At 36.9% G+C, this 15,417-nt stretch carries 15 protein-coding genes and 1 tRNA gene; 7 read left to right on the top strand and 9 right to left on the bottom strand.

Going from position 1 to position 15,417, the window contains the following annotated elements:
* Positions 1 to 23: 23 nt before the first annotated feature.
* Positions 24 to 554, top strand: coding sequence for a hypothetical protein (locus ACTB0X_RS09460; protein ID WP_463024768.1), 531 nt, complete (start codon positions 24 to 26; stop codon positions 552 to 554).
* Between the two features lie 78 nt (positions 555 to 632).
* Here ACTB0X_RS09460 and ACTB0X_RS09455 read toward each other — a convergent pair whose 3' ends face one another.
* Both ACTB0X_RS09455 and ACTB0X_RS09450 read right to left on the bottom strand, forming a co-directional pair.
* Complete coding sequence (locus tag ACTB0X_RS09455) at positions 633 to 1,460, bottom strand: universal stress protein (RefSeq protein ID WP_463024767.1); 828 nt, start codon at positions 1,458 to 1,460, stop codon at positions 633 to 635.
* A gap of 169 nt (positions 1,461 to 1,629) precedes the next feature.
* Positions 1,630 to 2,565, bottom strand: coding sequence for a PfkB family carbohydrate kinase (locus ACTB0X_RS09450; RefSeq protein WP_463024766.1), 936 nt, complete (start codon positions 2,563 to 2,565; stop codon positions 1,630 to 1,632).
* A gap of 170 nt (positions 2,566 to 2,735) precedes the next feature.
* Between ACTB0X_RS09450 and ACTB0X_RS09445 the strand changes: the two genes are divergently transcribed.
* Both ACTB0X_RS09445 and ACTB0X_RS09440 read left to right on the top strand, forming a co-directional pair.
* A tRNA-Asn gene (locus tag ACTB0X_RS09445) sits at positions 2,736 to 2,809 on the top strand.
* Positions 2,810 to 3,380: 571 nt separating this feature from the next.
* Entirely contained in the window at positions 3,381 to 4,451 is a 1,071-nt protein-coding gene (locus tag ACTB0X_RS09440; RefSeq protein ID WP_463024765.1) for an AsmA family protein, read from the top strand.
* Between the two features lie 78 nt (positions 4,452 to 4,529).
* Here the strand turns inward: ACTB0X_RS09440 and ACTB0X_RS09435 are convergent, their stop codons facing one another.
* Together ACTB0X_RS09435 and ACTB0X_RS09430 are read right to left on the bottom strand one after the other, a co-directional pair.
* Positions 4,530 to 5,369 carry a hypothetical protein gene (locus ACTB0X_RS09435; RefSeq protein WP_463024764.1) on the bottom strand — a complete coding sequence of 280 codons (840 nt, stop codon included), beginning with the start codon at positions 5,367 to 5,369 and terminating at the stop codon, positions 4,530 to 4,532.
* A 25-nt stretch (positions 5,370 to 5,394) separates the two neighbouring features.
* The gene (locus ACTB0X_RS09430) at positions 5,395 to 5,913 is read right to left on the bottom strand and encodes an acyl-CoA carboxylase biotin carboxyl carrier protein subunit (protein WP_463024763.1); all 519 of its coding nucleotides are present in this window, start codon (positions 5,911 to 5,913) and stop codon (positions 5,395 to 5,397) included.
* 111 nt (positions 5,914 to 6,024) lie between these two features.
* Between ACTB0X_RS09430 and ACTB0X_RS09425 the strand changes: the two genes are divergently transcribed.
* Positions 6,025 to 8,664 (top strand): M1 family aminopeptidase, encoded by a 2,640-nt coding sequence (locus tag ACTB0X_RS09425; protein ID WP_463024762.1) that lies wholly within the window; start codon positions 6,025 to 6,027, stop codon positions 8,662 to 8,664.
* On the opposite strand, the gene rnhA is transcribed toward ACTB0X_RS09425, so the two are convergent.
* Both rnhA and ACTB0X_RS09415 read right to left on the bottom strand, forming a co-directional pair.
* The gene (rnhA, locus tag ACTB0X_RS09420) at positions 8,661 to 9,128 is read right to left on the bottom strand and encodes a ribonuclease HI (protein WP_463024761.1); all 468 of its coding nucleotides are present in this window, start codon (positions 9,126 to 9,128) and stop codon (positions 8,661 to 8,663) included. The two genes, ACTB0X_RS09425 and rnhA, sit on opposite strands and share 4 nt — an antisense overlap.
* Before the next feature lie 17 nt (positions 9,129 to 9,145).
* Positions 9,146 to 9,853 carry a hypothetical protein gene (locus tag ACTB0X_RS09415; protein ID WP_463024760.1) on the bottom strand — a complete coding sequence of 236 codons (708 nt, stop codon included), beginning with the start codon at positions 9,851 to 9,853 and terminating at the stop codon, positions 9,146 to 9,148.
* A 54-nt stretch (positions 9,854 to 9,907) separates the two neighbouring features.
* Between ACTB0X_RS09415 and lipB the strand changes: the two genes are divergently transcribed.
* A complete protein-coding gene (lipB, locus tag ACTB0X_RS09410) occupies positions 9,908 to 10,567 on the top strand; it encodes a lipoyl(octanoyl) transferase LipB (RefSeq protein WP_463024759.1) in 660 nt (219 codons plus the stop codon).
* Between the two features lie 3 nt (positions 10,568 to 10,570).
* On the opposite strand, the gene lipA is transcribed toward lipB, so the two are convergent.
* Positions 10,571 to 11,449 carry a lipoyl synthase gene (gene lipA / locus ACTB0X_RS09405; protein WP_463024758.1) on the bottom strand — a complete coding sequence of 293 codons (879 nt, stop codon included), beginning with the start codon at positions 11,447 to 11,449 and terminating at the stop codon, positions 10,571 to 10,573.
* A 119-nt stretch (positions 11,450 to 11,568) separates the two neighbouring features.
* Here lipA and ACTB0X_RS09400 point away from each other — a divergent pair, with 119 nt between their 5' ends.
* Positions 11,569 to 11,850: a type II toxin-antitoxin system RelE/ParE family toxin gene (locus tag ACTB0X_RS09400; RefSeq protein WP_463024757.1), complete on the top strand. Its 282-nt coding sequence runs from the start codon at positions 11,569 to 11,571 to the stop codon at positions 11,848 to 11,850.
* Positions 11,851 to 11,862: 12 nt separating this feature from the next.
* Positions 11,863 to 12,165: a HigA family addiction module antitoxin gene (locus ACTB0X_RS09395; protein ID WP_463024756.1), complete on the top strand. Its 303-nt coding sequence runs from the start codon at positions 11,863 to 11,865 to the stop codon at positions 12,163 to 12,165.
* A gap of 95 nt (positions 12,166 to 12,260) precedes the next feature.
* On the opposite strand, the gene ACTB0X_RS09390 is transcribed toward ACTB0X_RS09395, so the two are convergent.
* Together ACTB0X_RS09390 and rnr are read right to left on the bottom strand one after the other, a co-directional pair.
* Positions 12,261 to 12,830 carry a MarC family protein gene (locus ACTB0X_RS09390; protein ID WP_463024755.1) on the bottom strand — a complete coding sequence of 190 codons (570 nt, stop codon included), beginning with the start codon at positions 12,828 to 12,830 and terminating at the stop codon, positions 12,261 to 12,263.
* A 78-nt stretch (positions 12,831 to 12,908) separates the two neighbouring features.
* Positions 12,909 to 15,050, bottom strand: a complete 2,142-nt coding sequence (rnr, locus tag ACTB0X_RS09385; RefSeq protein WP_463024754.1) for a ribonuclease R — start codon at positions 15,048 to 15,050, stop codon at positions 12,909 to 12,911.
* Between the last annotated feature and the right edge of the window lie 367 nt (positions 15,051 to 15,417).

The following is a 15,417-nucleotide window of genomic DNA, read 5'->3' as shown; positions in this document are numbered from 1 at the left end:
ATATTTGCTAAAAATTATAAACTATGAAAAATTTAACACGAATTGGATTAATTGCTTTCTTATCCCTTTTAATGTGGTCTTGTGGAGGCGAATCTAGTTCTCAAATAGAAGAAACAACTGAAGAGGTAGCTAATGTAGAAGGAATGACGATGGTCAATCTTAGAGACAATGGTTTTGAAGGAGCTATTTTTCTTCCAAATGAAGATTTTGGAGCACCAGAATTTGAACGAACCAATTGGGGAAGTTTACAAATCAGAGTAGGTGATCGTTTTGGAATGGAATTGCAACAAGAGCCAATGTCCATTGAAGAGAAAAAGGCTGAATTGATGGATGAACAGGTTTACACTGTAGAGTTTATTGAAGATACTCCTAACTTATTGTTTTGGAAAAAATCCATTCCTGACAGTGGAATTGATCCTGAATTTCAATTCTTTTACTTGTATCAGGCAGATGGATTGAATGTTGAGATTAAAAGTTTTGCTAGCGAGCAATTCAGTGAAAGTGCAGTAAAGAAGATGATTCAATCTGCTAAATCTTACGATCATACTAAATAAGTTGAGCAATATATAGCGCATAAAAAAAGGGTTGACTTTTAAAAGTCAACCCTTTTTTATATGGTAAAATCATTAGAATTATCCGAAGGACTCAGGAACAAACTCTTGAGTTGGGTTCATGATAATTACTGGAATTTCTTCATTATTTCCGATTACTTCTTGCTCACCGCCACCTTTAAATAAGTCAGGAAGAATTCCTCCTTCTTTACTATTTACTATTGCAATGATATCCGCATCTACCTCTTTAGAGTAAGCAATCACCTGCTGAAGGTAGTTCGTTGTTGAAGGAGCTACTTCTACTACAAATGGAATTTTTCTTTCTTCTAAGTAGTGTTTAGCGAAAGTTAATTCTCGGTTTACTTTAGTTCTTAAGAAGTCATCTGATTCGTTAGAGGCAAAAATGTGCACCTTGCTACCGAAGTGTTTTGCAATACTTGTTGTGATTGATAATTTTTGTTTGGTTTCTTGTGCAAATCGTATTGGCAAAACAATTTGTTTATAAAGCCCTTTTGATTTTTTTCTCTGAACAATTACAAATGGCACTTTAGAATTGTTAATCACTTTCAATGCATGACTGCCTGTAATGTGCTGAAGTCCTTTAATACCATGAGTTCCCATGATAATCAACATGGCACCTATTTCATTTGCTACTTGACCTATATCTTCAAAAATACTTCCTTTTTTTACTACATATTTTGTAGTCACTCCGTAGTCTGCAAATGCTTCTTCACACCAAGCTTCTAATTTATCTTTAGCTTCAGCTAATGCTTTATCACTGCTCACTACGTGAAGAAGGTGGACTTCTCCATCAAAACTTTTAGCTACCATTGCAGCGTGATCGATTGCAGTTTTTGCAACATCAGTAAAGTCGGTCGGGACTAGTACTTTGTAAATAGAGTTACTCATTTTTGTTAGATTTATGTTGAGGACGTTCCCAAAGATAAATATAATTAGAGAGTTTAAAAATAATATCTTAAAAAACTAATTGTAGATTCTGTTGATAGAGTTGAATAGAAATAAAAAAGCCCTTTTCAATCAGATGATCAAAAAGGGCTAGACTAGTTATCTAAATAGTTTACAAGCTATTTTCTAACTCAATATCAAATTGAACTAAGTTTACAAATTGCTTTACTCTATCGTCAATTTCAGCTTCTGTTAGGCTTTCAATTCTTTCAGTTCCAAACTTCTCTACAGTAAATGAAGCTAATGCACTTCCAAATATAATCGCTCGTTTCATATTGCTGAAAGAAATATCTTTCGTTTGTGCGATGTATCCAATAAATCCACCTGCGAATGTATCGCCAGCACCTGTTGGGTCAAAAACCTCTTCTAAAGGCAAAGCTGGTGCAAAGAACACTTCGTTTTTGTGAAATAGTAATGCACCATGTTCTCCTTTTTTGATGATTAAGTATTTTGGTCCCATTGCCATGATTTTTTGAGCAGCTTTAACTAAAGAATACTCTCCAGATAATTGTCTTGCTTCCTCATCGTTAATAGACAATACATCTACTAATTTGATAGTTTCTTTTAAAGCATCTAACTTGATGTCCATCCAAAAGTTCATGGTATCTGCAACGATCAATTTTGGGCGATTTGGCAAACTTTCAATCACTTGCTTTTGAATTTCTGGATCTAAGTTTCCCAACATCAAAAATTCGCAATCCTTGTATGATTCTGGCACAACAGGCTTAAATGTTTCCAGAACATTCAACTGAGTGTCTAAGGTGTCTCTTGTATTCATGTCATTGTGGTAACGACCGGACCAAAAGAACGTCTTTTCGTCTTTTTTTATCTCAATACCATCAGTGTTGATTCCTCTGTTTCGCATCATTGTTAAATACGATTCAGGGAAGTCTCCACCCACTACAGAAACCACGTTTACATTTTTTACAAACCTTGTGGCAGCTAGGCCAATATAAGTGGCAGCGCCACCAAGGATTTTATCTGTTTTCCCGAAAGGGGTTTCAATTGCATCGAATGCAACAGTTCCAATAGCTAATAAACTCATCAATTAAATTTTTGTATTTTTTTGCAAATATATTGTTTAATTGAAAACTTTATATAAATTTGCAGCCCCAATCGAAAGAAAGATTGAAATAAAATCAAAATAACAGCGGTTATTGCTCAGATTTTAATAGTTTTGAAAACCAGAATTTACTTCGGTAAATGAAGAAAATAAATTCCTCCTTAGCTCAGCTGGTTAGAGCATCTGACTGTTAATCAGAGGGTCCTTGGTTCGAGCCCAAGAGGAGGAGCAACAGAGCTGCACAATAAGTGCGGCTCTTTTTGTTTAGGATAATTTGGTTTTGCGAGGGTTAGAGCATCTGATCCCGATGGATCGGGAAGGGTCCTTGGTTCTTTTTGATAAAAAAGAAGTTTATGCTGAGCGACGAAGGAGTCGAAGTAAGCCCAAGAGGAGGAGCAACAGAGCTGCACAATATGTGCGGCTCTTTTTGTTTAGGATAATTTGGTTTTTCGAGGGTTAGCGCATCTGATCCCGATTTCTCGGGAAGGGTCCTTGGTTCTTGAATCAATAATAATAGCAACAAAGCTGCACAATATGTGCGGCTCTTTTTGTTTACAGACTTTTGTACGCTCGCCGTAACAATATTGCAAAAAAATGATCACATCTATTTATAGTGACTTTTTTTCGAATTGGACTGTGCACTATTTTGTGGGATTATTTCCACACAGTTTAACAAAGGAAAAGATGTTTTATTTTATAACTTCTCGAATTTCAGCGTGAATGTTGATTTATAGAATTCACAAGTCCGGTTGGAATATGAATTGCTAACTACTTGTCAAACCAAAATCAACCAACCGACAGTGAATAAACGAAGCAAAATTATTATTGGAGTCGTGGCTCTTTTAGTAGCCATTCGAATTGCACTACCTTTTTTGGTAACGAAGTATGTAAACAAAGTACTTTCGGAGATAGAGGGCTATGAAGGATCTATTGAGGATGTAGACTTGCATTTATATAGAGGAGCTTATAAGATCATCGGTCTGGACCTGTTTAGTGTGGAGAAGGACATAAAAACGCCTTTTGTTGCCATTGACAATATTGATATCTCTGTGGAATGGCAAGCACTATTTGATGGTTCTATAGTTGGCGAGATTATTTTAGAAAATCCACAACTAAATTTTGCTGCTGGATCATCCGAAGAGGAAGTGCAAACTGGGGAAGAAAATGACTGGACACAAACCATTAAGGATTTGGTGCCGCTTCAAATCAATCGATTTGAAATAATTAATGGTAAAATTTCTTACATAGATGACTATAGCGAACCTAAAGTGAACATTTATTTTAATGGGATGAATGCGTTAGCAACCAATCTGAATAATTCTAAAGATTATACTGCTGATTTGCCTTCTAAAGTTACTGTGAAAAGCAGCACCATTGGCGAAGGAAGATTCGATTTAGAGATGGACATCAATATATTGAAACCGGTTCCCGATTTCGATCTAAATTTAACATTGGACGAAGTCAGTTTGCCGGCGCTTAATAATTTTTTCAAAGCCTATGGAAATGTAGATGCGGAGAGCGGAACGTTAAGTTTGTATTCAGAGTTGGCCTTGATTGATAAAAAGCTAAGTGGGTACTTCAAACCCTTGACTAAAGACATTAAAATATTAGATTGGAAGAATGAGGAAGAGAATGTGTTTGGGAAACTCTGGGAGGCCTTGATTGGCTTGGGAGGAAATGTACTCGAAAATCAGAAAATAGATCAAATCGGATTTAAAATACCAATCAATGGAAATCTGGATGACACCAACGTTGGAGCTTGGAAAGCTTTAATAAGCTTGCTAAAAAATGCTTATTTAAAACCATTGCAGAAGCAATTGGATCAAACGATTCTAGTGAGAGAAAGAGAGATAATAAATAAAGAAGAGTAATAAGTAGTGTAGTAGTGTAAATGAAAAAGGCCTTTTCGTCCCATAACGAAAAGGCCTTTTGTTGTATTGGAATTTATTCTATTTCTTAATTGTAATTACTCGGTCGCCTGAATCGTTAAATGGACCCTCGATTGGTCCACCATCAGCGCTAATCAATTTAATTCGGAATGTGTTTTCTCCTTCTTTCAATCCTTCTACAAAATAAGGTTGCCATTTGTCGATTAAAAATGAAGTGCCATTAATCTCTACCTGAACTCTATTCCCTTCAAGAGACAATTCGGTATTAATTAAGTAAAAATCCAATAGAATTTTCTCAGCATCTTTTCCTGAATACTCTCCTTTTGGACGGCTGTAAAATAAATGCGAAGCCGTTTCGTCAAATTTGTTTTCTACTTTTCCAATTGGAAAGTTCTTCAAAACAAAAGCAGTACTGTTCTTAATACTTTCATGATATGAGCGAGATAAGAAACCCAATACTACGTTATTTCCTTCGCCTAATTCAGCTTTGAAGCTCGGTTCGTATTTCGCCAAATATGGAGCGTTGTTCAAAATAAAATGAATGTGTTGTCCTTTTTCAGAGTTGGCACAATGTCTATTCATTGCATCTCCAGTTTGCACTGCCAATTCATAATCGGCTACGCTAAAATCAAATTGATTTTCACCAGCCTTTAGTTTGGCGCCATCTTTTGGGGTGTTTAACATCAATTTTGCTTCAGGAAAGTCTTGTGCAATATCTGCCGGATAAATCGTAATTCCGTCTTGGGTCATACTGCCTTCTGCTTTTGGAGTTTCTTCAATTACTTCTGCAGCAGTAGTATCTATTGTTTCTTCAGCAGCATTTTCTGTTGTGTTGCCGCCACAAGCGCTTAAAAAAAGTGCACTTGCAATCATTCCTACTTTAAATAGTGATTTGTTCATTTTCGTTGATTTTAGTTTAGGTGAATTATTCAAACGTGATGAGAACTTGATTTTTCTCAACAGCAATTCCTTTCTCTACTTCTATTGATTTGATTACACCTTCTGTTGGCGATTTCAAAACATTTTCCATTTTCATCGCCTCCAAAACCATAATAGCATCGTTTGCAGCTACAGTATCACCTACGGCAACATTTATGTTTAACACCAAACCAGGCATAGGGGCTTTCATTTCTGAAATTTTTGCGGAATCTAGATTATCTAACCCTAATTTATGCAGTAATTTATCGAATTGATCCTCTATGGTTAGGTCAATCCTTTTGCCATTTACTTTAATAGAATAAGCTTTCGTTTTTGGATCAGCTTCCAATACCTCTATTCGGTATGATTTGTTGTTCTTAATCGCATGAAAACTTTTGCTATTAATCGTTTCTACCTGCCATTCAAACGACTGGTCGTCAATGGTTCCTTTTTGGAAAGTAGCATCTTCAAATTGAACTTTATGCGACTTGCCTTTGCTGCTGTGGACGGTCAATTCTTGTGTCATGTAACAAAAGTAAATTTTTTTATTGGATTCCTTTAGTTGGATTGGATTAGTTTGAAAATCGGGAAAGTTTAGCCAACTTTGACGGTTGATTCATAAAATAGAAAATTTACAATGAGAAAAAGTTCAATCGTCATCCTTTCGAGTTTGTTTCTAGCATCTTGTTCTTTGTTGAATAAGAACAAAATCGAAGAGGTAAACTTAGATGAAGTAATCGTTACACCGGCCAAGAAATTAGATTATCAACCTTCCGAAACTAGGATAAATGATTTATTGCACACCAAATTGGATGTGAAATTTGACTGGACAAAAGCCTATTTATATGGGATTGCTCATTTGACATTCACGCCTTATTTTTTACCTACCGATTCTCTGGTGTTGGATGCAAAAGGGTTTGAAGTGAAAGAAGTTATTTTAATTGCTCAAGATGGTTCTGAACTGCCATTGAAATATGAGTATGCCGATAAGTTGCATTTAAAAATCAGCTTAGACAAAACATATACTAGAAAAGATACTTATCAGATTTCGATCAATTACATCGCTAAGCCTAACGAACTGGCAGAAGGTGGAAGTGCTGCTATTACTTCTGATAAGGGATTGTATTTTATCAATCCAAATGGAGAAGAAGCAAATAAGCCAAAGCAAATTTGGACGCAAGGAGAAACCGAAGCGAGCTCTTGCTGGTTTCCAACCATAGATGCACCAAATGAGAAAATGACTCAAGAAATTTACATGACTGTTGACACGCAGTATGTAACCCTTTCAAATGGTATTTTGATGTTTCAAACAGAGAATGGAGATGGAACTAGAACTGATTATTGGAAACAGAAATTGCCGCATGCTCCTTATTTAGCTATGATGGCTGTGGGTGATTTTGCAATTGTAGAGGATTCATGGAAAAACATTGGTGTGAACTATTATGTAGAGCCAAAGTATGAGCAATATGCGAAAGAAATTTTTCCACATACTCCTGAGATGATAAACTTCTTTTCAGAAAGATTGGGAGTTCAATATCCGTGGGAAAAATACGATCAGATTATCGTTAGAGATTATGTTTCTGGAGCGATGGAAAATACGACCGGGGTTATTTTCGGAGAGTTTGCTCAAGGAGATAGCCGATACTTAATTGATAATTCAGCAGAGGATGTTGTTTCTCACGAGTTGTTTCACCATTGGTTTGGTGATTTAGTAACCTGTGAGTCATGGTCGAATTTGCCGTTGAATGAGTCTTTTGCAACTTATGGAGAATATTTATGGAGAGAATACAAGAATGGTAAAACTTGGGCTGACTATCACAACGCACAAGATTTAAAGAGTTATTTGAGAGAATCGAAGCGCAAGCAAGTTGACTTGATTCGTTTTTATTACGACGAGAAAGAAGACATGTTTGACAGCCACAGTTATGCTAAAGGTGGAAGAATATTACACATGTTGCGCACCACTTTAGGCGATGAGGTTTTCTTTGAAGGGTTGAGGATTTATTTGGAAGACAATAAATTTCAAGCGGTAGAAATTCACCAGTTGCGATTGGCAATGGAAAAGGTGAGTGGGCAGGATTTAAACTGGTTTTTCAACCAATGGTTTTTATCTAGCGGACACCCTACTTTAAAATTGGATTACGCTTATGACAAAGATTTAAAGTTACAATTTGTGACCGTAGAGCAAACACAGAATTTAAAGAATACACCGCTTTACAGATTGCCTGTTGCAGTGGATATTTACACTGAAAGCGGAGTAAAACGCCATAATATTGTAGTGACAGAGAAGCGTCAGATTTTTGAGTTTAAATCAGAAACTGCACCAGTATTGGTAAACTTTGATGCCGAGAAATATTTGCTTTGTGAAAAGGAAGACAACAAGAAATCCACAAAGGAATGGATCAAATTATATGAAGTTGGGGAGTTGTATGACGACAAAAAAGAAGCACTAACTGCATTGATGGATTCCAAAGACTCTTTGGCTATTCAAACTATTTTGACAGCGACAAAAGATGAATTCTGGGGAATTCGACTATTGGCAATTGATTGCATGGAAAATGCTGTAAAATTAAAATTAGCAACTACTAGGAGTCGCTTAATAGAGATGGCAAAAAACGATGAAAATTCAAGTGTAAGAGCCAGCGCAACAGAGTTATTAATTGAAGAATTTGAGCAAACGAGAGATGTAAAAGAAGTCTATACTCGAGGACTAAATGATTCTTCATATGTCGTGGTAGGATCTTCTCTTTATGGATTGTACGAAAGCGATAAAGAGAAAGGTTTAGCGGCAGCAAAAGAATTAGAAAACCTAGAAAATATTGATGTAATGGCGACCATTTCATTGATCTATTCTACGGAAACAGATGCAGCCCACATTAATTTCTACGAGTCTGCAATGACCAAAGTAAGCGGATTTGATCGTTATGCTATTTTGAGTGGTTATGCAACTTATATCAAAGGGCAAAGCATGAATTCAAAAGAGAAATCGATTCCAACATTTAAGAATTCTGCCATCATTGAAAATGCATGGTGGATGAGAATTGAAGGAACGAATGCCTTATTAGAAATGAGAAAATCACTTTCGTCAGATTTAATGAAAACGTCTAAAAAAATAGACAATACGGTTGATGAAACTGCCAAGGCTGAATTGAAAAATCAGCAGAAAGAAATCCAACGCATATTGAATAAAGTAGACGATGCGCTAATAGAGGTGAAGGCAAAAGAAACCAATTCGCAAATATTGGAAATCATCACCAAGTCAATGGCGAGGAACTAAGATTGGTCTTGGTTTTCTTCAAACCAACGATCAGAATTTAAATTATCTTGAGATGCGGCCGCAAATGCTAAACGGTCGCATCTTTCGTTTAGAGGATTTCCTGCATGCCCTTTTACCCATTGAAATTTCACATTGTGTTTGGGATAAATCAGTAAAAATCGTTTCCACAAATCACTGTTTTTCTTTTTTTTGAAATTAGTTTTTACCCAATTGAATACCCAGCCTTTTTCAACTGCGTCCGCTACATATTTAGAATCAGTGAAAATAGTTACATCGCTTGGTTGGTGTTTCAGCATCTCCAAAGCGACAATCACGCTTAGCAATTCCATGCGATTGTTAGTGGTGTGTTTAAAACCTTCAGAAACTTCCTTTCGGTGTTGGCCGCTTAAAAGAACAATGCCATAACCTCCTGGTCCGGGATTTCCTTTGGCTGAGCCATCTGTATAAATTGTAATTTTTGGCAAAAATGAGAGTTTAAAAATCAGTTAAAAGGGAAATAATGAACGCGTAATCCAGCAGAAAATAAGGTGGAAGGATTGGAATATAATCGATATTCATCATTTCTACTGCCTTCAAAACCATTAATATCTGCATCAATGAGGAAAGCCAATTCTATCGCTTGTTTATTCTTCAATAATAATCGGGTTCCAAATTCACACATGAGGGAAACAAAGGTAGAATTAAATTCGGAAGGGCTCTCAACATATGGAGCAGAAGTATATTTTTGATTCAATAAAAAGTGTGCAGCACCACCAACTTTCAAGTAGGGGGAAGTTTTTCGATGCCCTTTGAAAAAATATCCAATCATCGCATTTGGCGTCAAGTATTGCAATCGATATTCTTGCTTGATCTCGAATATTTCGGGCTCATTAATTGGTCGTATATTGTTTGTAAACTGCAGTTGGATCCACTCGTAAGAAGTGTTGAAATAAAGTCCCCATTTTTCTTGAATGGCTTTTCGGAGTGAAACGCCTACCGCATAGCTAGGCACATTGCTGTAGGTAATGTTAGTGGTATAGTCCGCTTTATTCAGCACATCTGGTATAAATTGTTCTTTATACATTCGATTAGGACTACTCGTATAAACTTGTAAATTTGTTCCAAATTCAATTTGTTGTGCTTTTGAATTAGAATAGATAAAGCAACCTATTGAAAGCAACAAAAAGTAAATGGGGAACGTCTTTTTCATCAAGTGGAAAATTAATAAAACAAACTCACTCTTCCGATTTTTATTGTGAAACCTATGAAACGCAAACATTTCAATGAGCTGATTTTAAATCAAACAGACTATCTGTCAGCGCTTCAACTTCAAGAAGAGTTATTTGATCGAAAATTAGCCAAAAAGCAGGATGGAATAGATGATTTCAATACCCTCATTTTGTTGGAACATCCACATGTATTTACTTTAGGAAAGTCTGGAGATGTCAGTAATTTAAAAGTAAAACCTGAAGAAGTAGATGCCACTTATGTGGCGACCAATCGTGGTGGTGACATTACGTATCATGGGCCTGGGCAAATGGTAGGTTATCCGATTTTAGATTTGGAACATTTTGGTATGGGCGTTCGTCAGTATGTGGAAATATTGGAAGAGTGTGTCATTGATTGTTTGACGCATTATGGCCTGAAGGGCGAACGAATTACTGAGGCGAGTGGTGTTTGGTTGCGCGCTGATACTGATTTCCCGATGAAGATTTGTGCGGTTGGAATTAAAGTGAGCATGGGCATTACCATGCATGGATTCGCTTTTAATGTCAATACCAACCTCGACTATTTCGACTACATCGTTCCTTGTGGATTGACCGACAAAGGGGTGACATCATTAGAAAAAGAGTTGGGTAGAACCATTCCGATGGAAGAAGTGCAGCAATTGTTTATTTCGAAGATGAAAGCCCGTTTTTTATAGCAATTAAATATGTCGCTCTGCATGATAAGAGGAGCGCACCAAAGGGCCGCTTTCTACATGAGTGAATCCCAATTCCATTCCGATGGTTTTATACTCCGCAAATACATCTGGGTGTACAAATTCAGAAACTGGTAAATGCTTTTTTGTAGGCTGTAAATACTGACCAATAGTCAGAATGTTTACATCTACACTTCGCAAGTCATTCATGGTTTTTACGACTTCGGCTTTGGTTTCTCCAAGGCCAACCATTATACCAGACTTCGTGCGCTGAATTCCCCCTTTTTTCAATCGGTCCAACACCTCTATACTTCTCCAATATTTGGCTTGAATCCGCACTTCTTTTGTGATGCGTTCCACCGTTTCTATATTGTGTGATACGATTTCTGGCTTCACATCAATGATGTATTGTAAGTTTTCCCATTCGCCTTTAAAGTCGGGAATCAGAGTTTCTATGGTGGTGGCAGGATTGTATTTTCGAATCAAGTCCACTGTTTTTTTCCAAGCGTTGGCGCCACCGTCTGCTAAATCATCCCGATCTACCGAAGTAATCACGCAATGTTGTAGTTTCATTAATTCAACAGAACGAGCAATTTTTAACGGCTCAAATGGATCTAATTCTTCTCCTTTTCCAGTGGCAACGTTGCAAAACTGGCAAGAGCGAGTACAGGTATTTCCCAAAATCATAAAAGTAGCCGTCCCTGCTCCCCAGCATTCTGCTTGATTCGGGCATTTTCCCGACTGGCAGATGGTATGAAGGTTATTTTCATCCACGATGTTCTTGAGTTTTTTGTACTCTTCGCCTGATGAAATTTTGGATTTCAACCACTTTGGTTTTCCTATTTTGACTTGTTGATCCGCTTTGTTCTTGAAAAGATTTGCCATTGCTTGAAATTTGAAGGTCAAAGGTAACTAACAGAATGGTGCCAGTAAATGTTTGGGAGTGGAAATGAATAAGAGAATTAGGAAAAATACTTACCTTTGACGTTAGTAACGTTAAGCGTATGATTTTATCCTTTGGTTCAAAAGAAACTGAGAAAATATGGAAAGGAGAAAGAGTGAAAAAGTTGCCTCTTGATATACAAAGTATTGGAAGGAGGAAATTAAGAATGCTCAATAACTCTCAAGATATAATTGATCTTAGAATACCTCCTTCAAACCGTTTAGAAAAATTGGCTGGAAATTTGGCTGATTTTTACAGCATAAGAATTAATAAACAGTGGCGTATAATTTTTAAATGGACTAACGGTAATTCAAACGACGTAGAAATAACTGACTATCATTAAAAACACAACAATATGGAAAAGCTAAAAAATATACATCCGGGTGAAGTATTAAACTTCGAATTTTTAGAGCCATTGCAAATTTCTGCTTATCGGCTTTCTAAAGACTGTCAGATTCCGCAGACCCGTATTTCAGAAATTATAAAAGGGAATCGCAGAATTACTGCGGATACAGCATTGCGATTAAGTATTTACTTTGGAAATTCTGCTAAGTTCTGGTTAGGGCTTCAGGATGATTATGACATTGAAGAAGAGAGAGAAAAAAAGGAAGAGGAATTGAAGAAGATAAAATTATACAGCAATAAAAATGTGGCCTAATACCCCTTAAATAAAACAGCCGCAGAACGGGGGCGAACTACGGCTGTTTTTTTACACTAAAAACTACTAATCTAACTAACTAATCTAACTAACTATTATACCCCCATATTGGTTCTGAATAACTTAACGGCTATTGCCAATAAGATTATCCCGAATATCTTTCTTAAAACTGCTATTCCAGCTGGACCAAGCACTCGCTCAATCAAACTAGAGGATTTTAGCACTGCATATACAACGACCATATTTAGAAATATTGCAATGACTATGTTAATAGTTGCAAATTCTGCTCTCAACGAAAGTAAAGAGGTCATTGTTCCTGCTCCCGCAATCAAAGGAAATGCAATCGGCACGATAGAAGCAGTCTCAGGAATGTCGTCCTTGTACAAACGGATTCCTAAAATCATTTCCAGAGCCAAAAAGAAAATGATGAATGATCCTGCAATAGCAAACGAACTCACGTCGATGCCGATCAAACTCAAAATAGACTCTCCGATGAATAAGAAAGCAATCATGATGAAAAGAGCAACAATACTCGCCTTTTCAGATTTTATCTTTCCTACTTTCTGACGCAGATCAATGATAATAGGAACCGATCCTACTATGTCGATAACAGCAAACAAAACCATGCTTGCTGTCGCGATTTCTCTGAAGTCAAATTCATTCATTTCTTCTTCCTCTTAAATTGGCGGGCAAAATTAGAGAAAAAATTGATATGTAAGCATAATAAATGAAATAAATTTTATTTAGTAGTCAATCAAATCAAAATCAAGTTGTTTCTTCGTTAAATCAGCTTTCAAAACCTTAATAGTAACTTCATCTCCCATGCGAAGTACTGTGCCTTTTCGCTTACCTTTGACTGCGAAGTCTTTCTCATCGAAGATATAATGATCGTCAGTCATCGCTTTTAAGCGGACTAAACCTTCACATTTGGTCTCTATGATTTCCACAAAAATTCCGAAATCGCTTACGCCAGAAATTACTCCAGTGTAGATCTCACCAATTTTGTCCTTCATGAATTCCACTTGCTTGTATTTAATCGAAGCTCGTTCTGCTTCAGTGGCTAACTTTTCTCGGTCTGAGGTATATTTACATTGCTCAACCAAAACTTGTTCGTTTACCGCTTTTCCTTCGTCCAGGTAATGTTGCAATAATCGGTGCACCATTACATCTGGATAACGACGAATTGGTGAAGTAAAGTGAGTGTAATATTTAAATCCTAATCCGTAATGACCTACATTATCGGTGGAATAAACCGCTTTAGACATGGTTCTGATAGCCAACTGAGAAATCAATTGTTCCTCGCCTTTTCCTTTCACGTCTTCCATCAATTTATTCATGGTTCTGCTCACTCCTTTCGGGGAAGTAATGTCAATTCCATATCCGAACTTCTTGATGAATCCTGCAAATAATTCTAATTTCTCTGGATCTGGACTTTCGTGAATCCGATAAACAAATGGTTTTTTATTCGTTTTTTGTTTCTCCATTCCAACAAACGCTGCCACCTTTTTGTTGGCCAACAGCATAAAGTCTTCTATCAATCGATGTGCATCTTTTTGTTCTTTCAAGAAAACGCCAATTGGTTTTCCATCTTTGTCCAATTCGAACTTCACTTCTAATGAATGAAAGTCGATCGATCCATGTTTAAAACGCTCTTTTCTCAAATTTTTGGCTACTCCATCTAATTTTAAGATGATGTCAGAATAGTCTCCATTTCCTGATTCAATGCGTTCTTGTGCTTCTTCGTAAGTAAAACGTCTGTCAGAATGAATCACCGTTCGGCCAAACCATTCGTTGGAAACATTTCCTTCTTTATCCATTTCGAAAACGGCAGAAAAACACAATTTGTCTTCATTTGGTCGCAATGAGCAAGCAAAATTCGACAGCACCTCTGGCAACATCGGAATTACTCGATCTACTAAATAAACCGAAGTTCCTCTTTCGTAAGCTTCTTTGTCCAATGGAGAACCTTCTTGTAAATAGTGCGCTACATCGGCAATGTGCACACCGATTTCCATTTTTCCATTCTCTAATTCTTGATAAGAAATGGCATCATCGAAATCTTTTGCATCGTAAGGGTCAATGGTGAAAGTAGTCACTTCCCGCATGTCTCTTCGCTGTTTGATGTCGTCTTGGGTAATCTTAGTATCTATTTTGTCTGCAGCATCCAATATCTTTTTAGGGAAATGAATCGGCAAACCGTATTCTGCCAAGATAGAATGCATTTCTGTTTCATTGTCTCCAGGCATTCCAAGCACCTTGATGATCACACCAAACGGATTTTTTGCTCCCTCTGGCCAGTCGGTGATTTTAGCGACTACTTTTTCGCCATCCTTCGCTTCTCCTAATTTCTCTTTGTCTATAAATATGTCGGCAGGCACTCTTCTATCGTCAGGAATAACGAAAGCAAAGCTCTTGTTCATCTGCACTGTTCCTACGAATTCTACCTTCGCACGTTTCGCAATGTGTACAATCTCTCCTTCGGCCTTTCCGCTTTTCTTCACTTTTAAAATGGCAACTTCCACTTCATCGCCATGCATAGCATTGGCGGTGCGGTTAGAAGCCACGTAAATGTCATCTAAATTCTCGTCGTTCGGAACAATGTATGCTGCTCCAGAAGCCGTCATATCAACGGTTCCTAATATTACTTCTCTAGCTCTTTTGGTAATGATAAATCTTCCCAAGTCTATTTCTTCTAGCTTACCCTCGTCGGCTAGTTCGTATAAAATTTTACTTACAATCTTACGCACAGAAGGCTTGGTGATATTTAGTCGCTTAGAAATCTGTTTGTAGTTGAATATTTTTGAGGGTTCACTTCTAAAAAGGTCCAAAATTGCTTTGGAATAGTTTTTTATCGATGAAGGTGGTTGAAATTTTCTCTTTGCCATTCGGCTTGTTTTCTTTTAATGATTATTTGATTGCATCGAAATGCATTGCAAAACTAATCAATTGTTAGATAGTGCAAATTTAAATAAAGGTTATGGGGGTGGGAGGGGGATAAAAGTATTTGTCTAAGATATAGAAATGCTCTAAATTAATACAGTGGTGCAAAAACCTTTGTCATCCTGAGCTTTATCGTCGAAGGGTAGTCAAAGGCGTTATTAGCACTATAACTTGTTCGCGAAGACTTTTTTAGAACATCCTTCGAAGCTGATGTTATGGCATCAACTTTTCCAAAGTTTCAAACTTTTGAAAAGTTTAATATGTCAATGCTCCTTTAACTACCAACTTCTGCTAAAAATCACAACAGGAATT

It is taken from the genome of Acidiluteibacter sp. (assembly GCF_055129545.1).
This window is presented reverse-complemented; position numbering and strand designations above follow the sequence as displayed.

Excerpts from the sequence above, each read along its gene's own strand:
- ACTB0X_RS09415 (WP_463024760.1), bottom strand. The coding sequence starts at position 9,853 with ATGAAAAAGACGTTCCCCATTTACTTTTTGTTGCTTTCAATAGGTTGC.
- ACTB0X_RS09390 (WP_463024755.1), bottom strand. The coding sequence starts at position 12,830 with ATGAATGAATTTGACTTCAGAGAAATCGCGACAGCAAGCATGGTTTTG.
- ACTB0X_RS09460 (WP_463024768.1), top strand. The coding sequence starts at position 24 with ATGAAAAATTTAACACGAATTGGATTAATTGCTTTCTTATCCCTTTTA.
- rnr (WP_463024754.1), bottom strand. The coding sequence starts at position 15,050 with ATGGCAAAGAGAAAATTTCAACCACCTTCATCGATAAAAAACTATTCC.
- ACTB0X_RS09455 (WP_463024767.1), bottom strand. The coding sequence starts at position 1,460 with ATGAGTAACTCTATTTACAAAGTACTAGTCCCGACCGACTTTACTGAT.
- ACTB0X_RS09430 (WP_463024763.1), bottom strand. The coding sequence starts at position 5,913 with ATGACACAAGAATTGACCGTCCACAGCAGCAAAGGCAAGTCGCATAAA.
- lipB (WP_463024759.1), top strand. The coding sequence starts at position 9,908 with ATGAAACGCAAACATTTCAATGAGCTGATTTTAAATCAAACAGACTAT.
- ACTB0X_RS09425 (WP_463024762.1), top strand. The coding sequence starts at position 6,025 with ATGAGAAAAAGTTCAATCGTCATCCTTTCGAGTTTGTTTCTAGCATCT.
- lipA (WP_463024758.1), bottom strand. The coding sequence starts at position 11,449 with ATGGCAAATCTTTTCAAGAACAAAGCGGATCAACAAGTCAAAATAGGA.
- ACTB0X_RS09395 (WP_463024756.1), top strand. The coding sequence starts at position 11,863 with ATGGAAAAGCTAAAAAATATACATCCGGGTGAAGTATTAAACTTCGAA.
- ACTB0X_RS09400 (WP_463024757.1), top strand. The coding sequence starts at position 11,569 with ATGATTTTATCCTTTGGTTCAAAAGAAACTGAGAAAATATGGAAAGGA.
- ACTB0X_RS09435 (WP_463024764.1), bottom strand. The coding sequence starts at position 5,369 with ATGAACAAATCACTATTTAAAGTAGGAATGATTGCAAGTGCACTTTTT.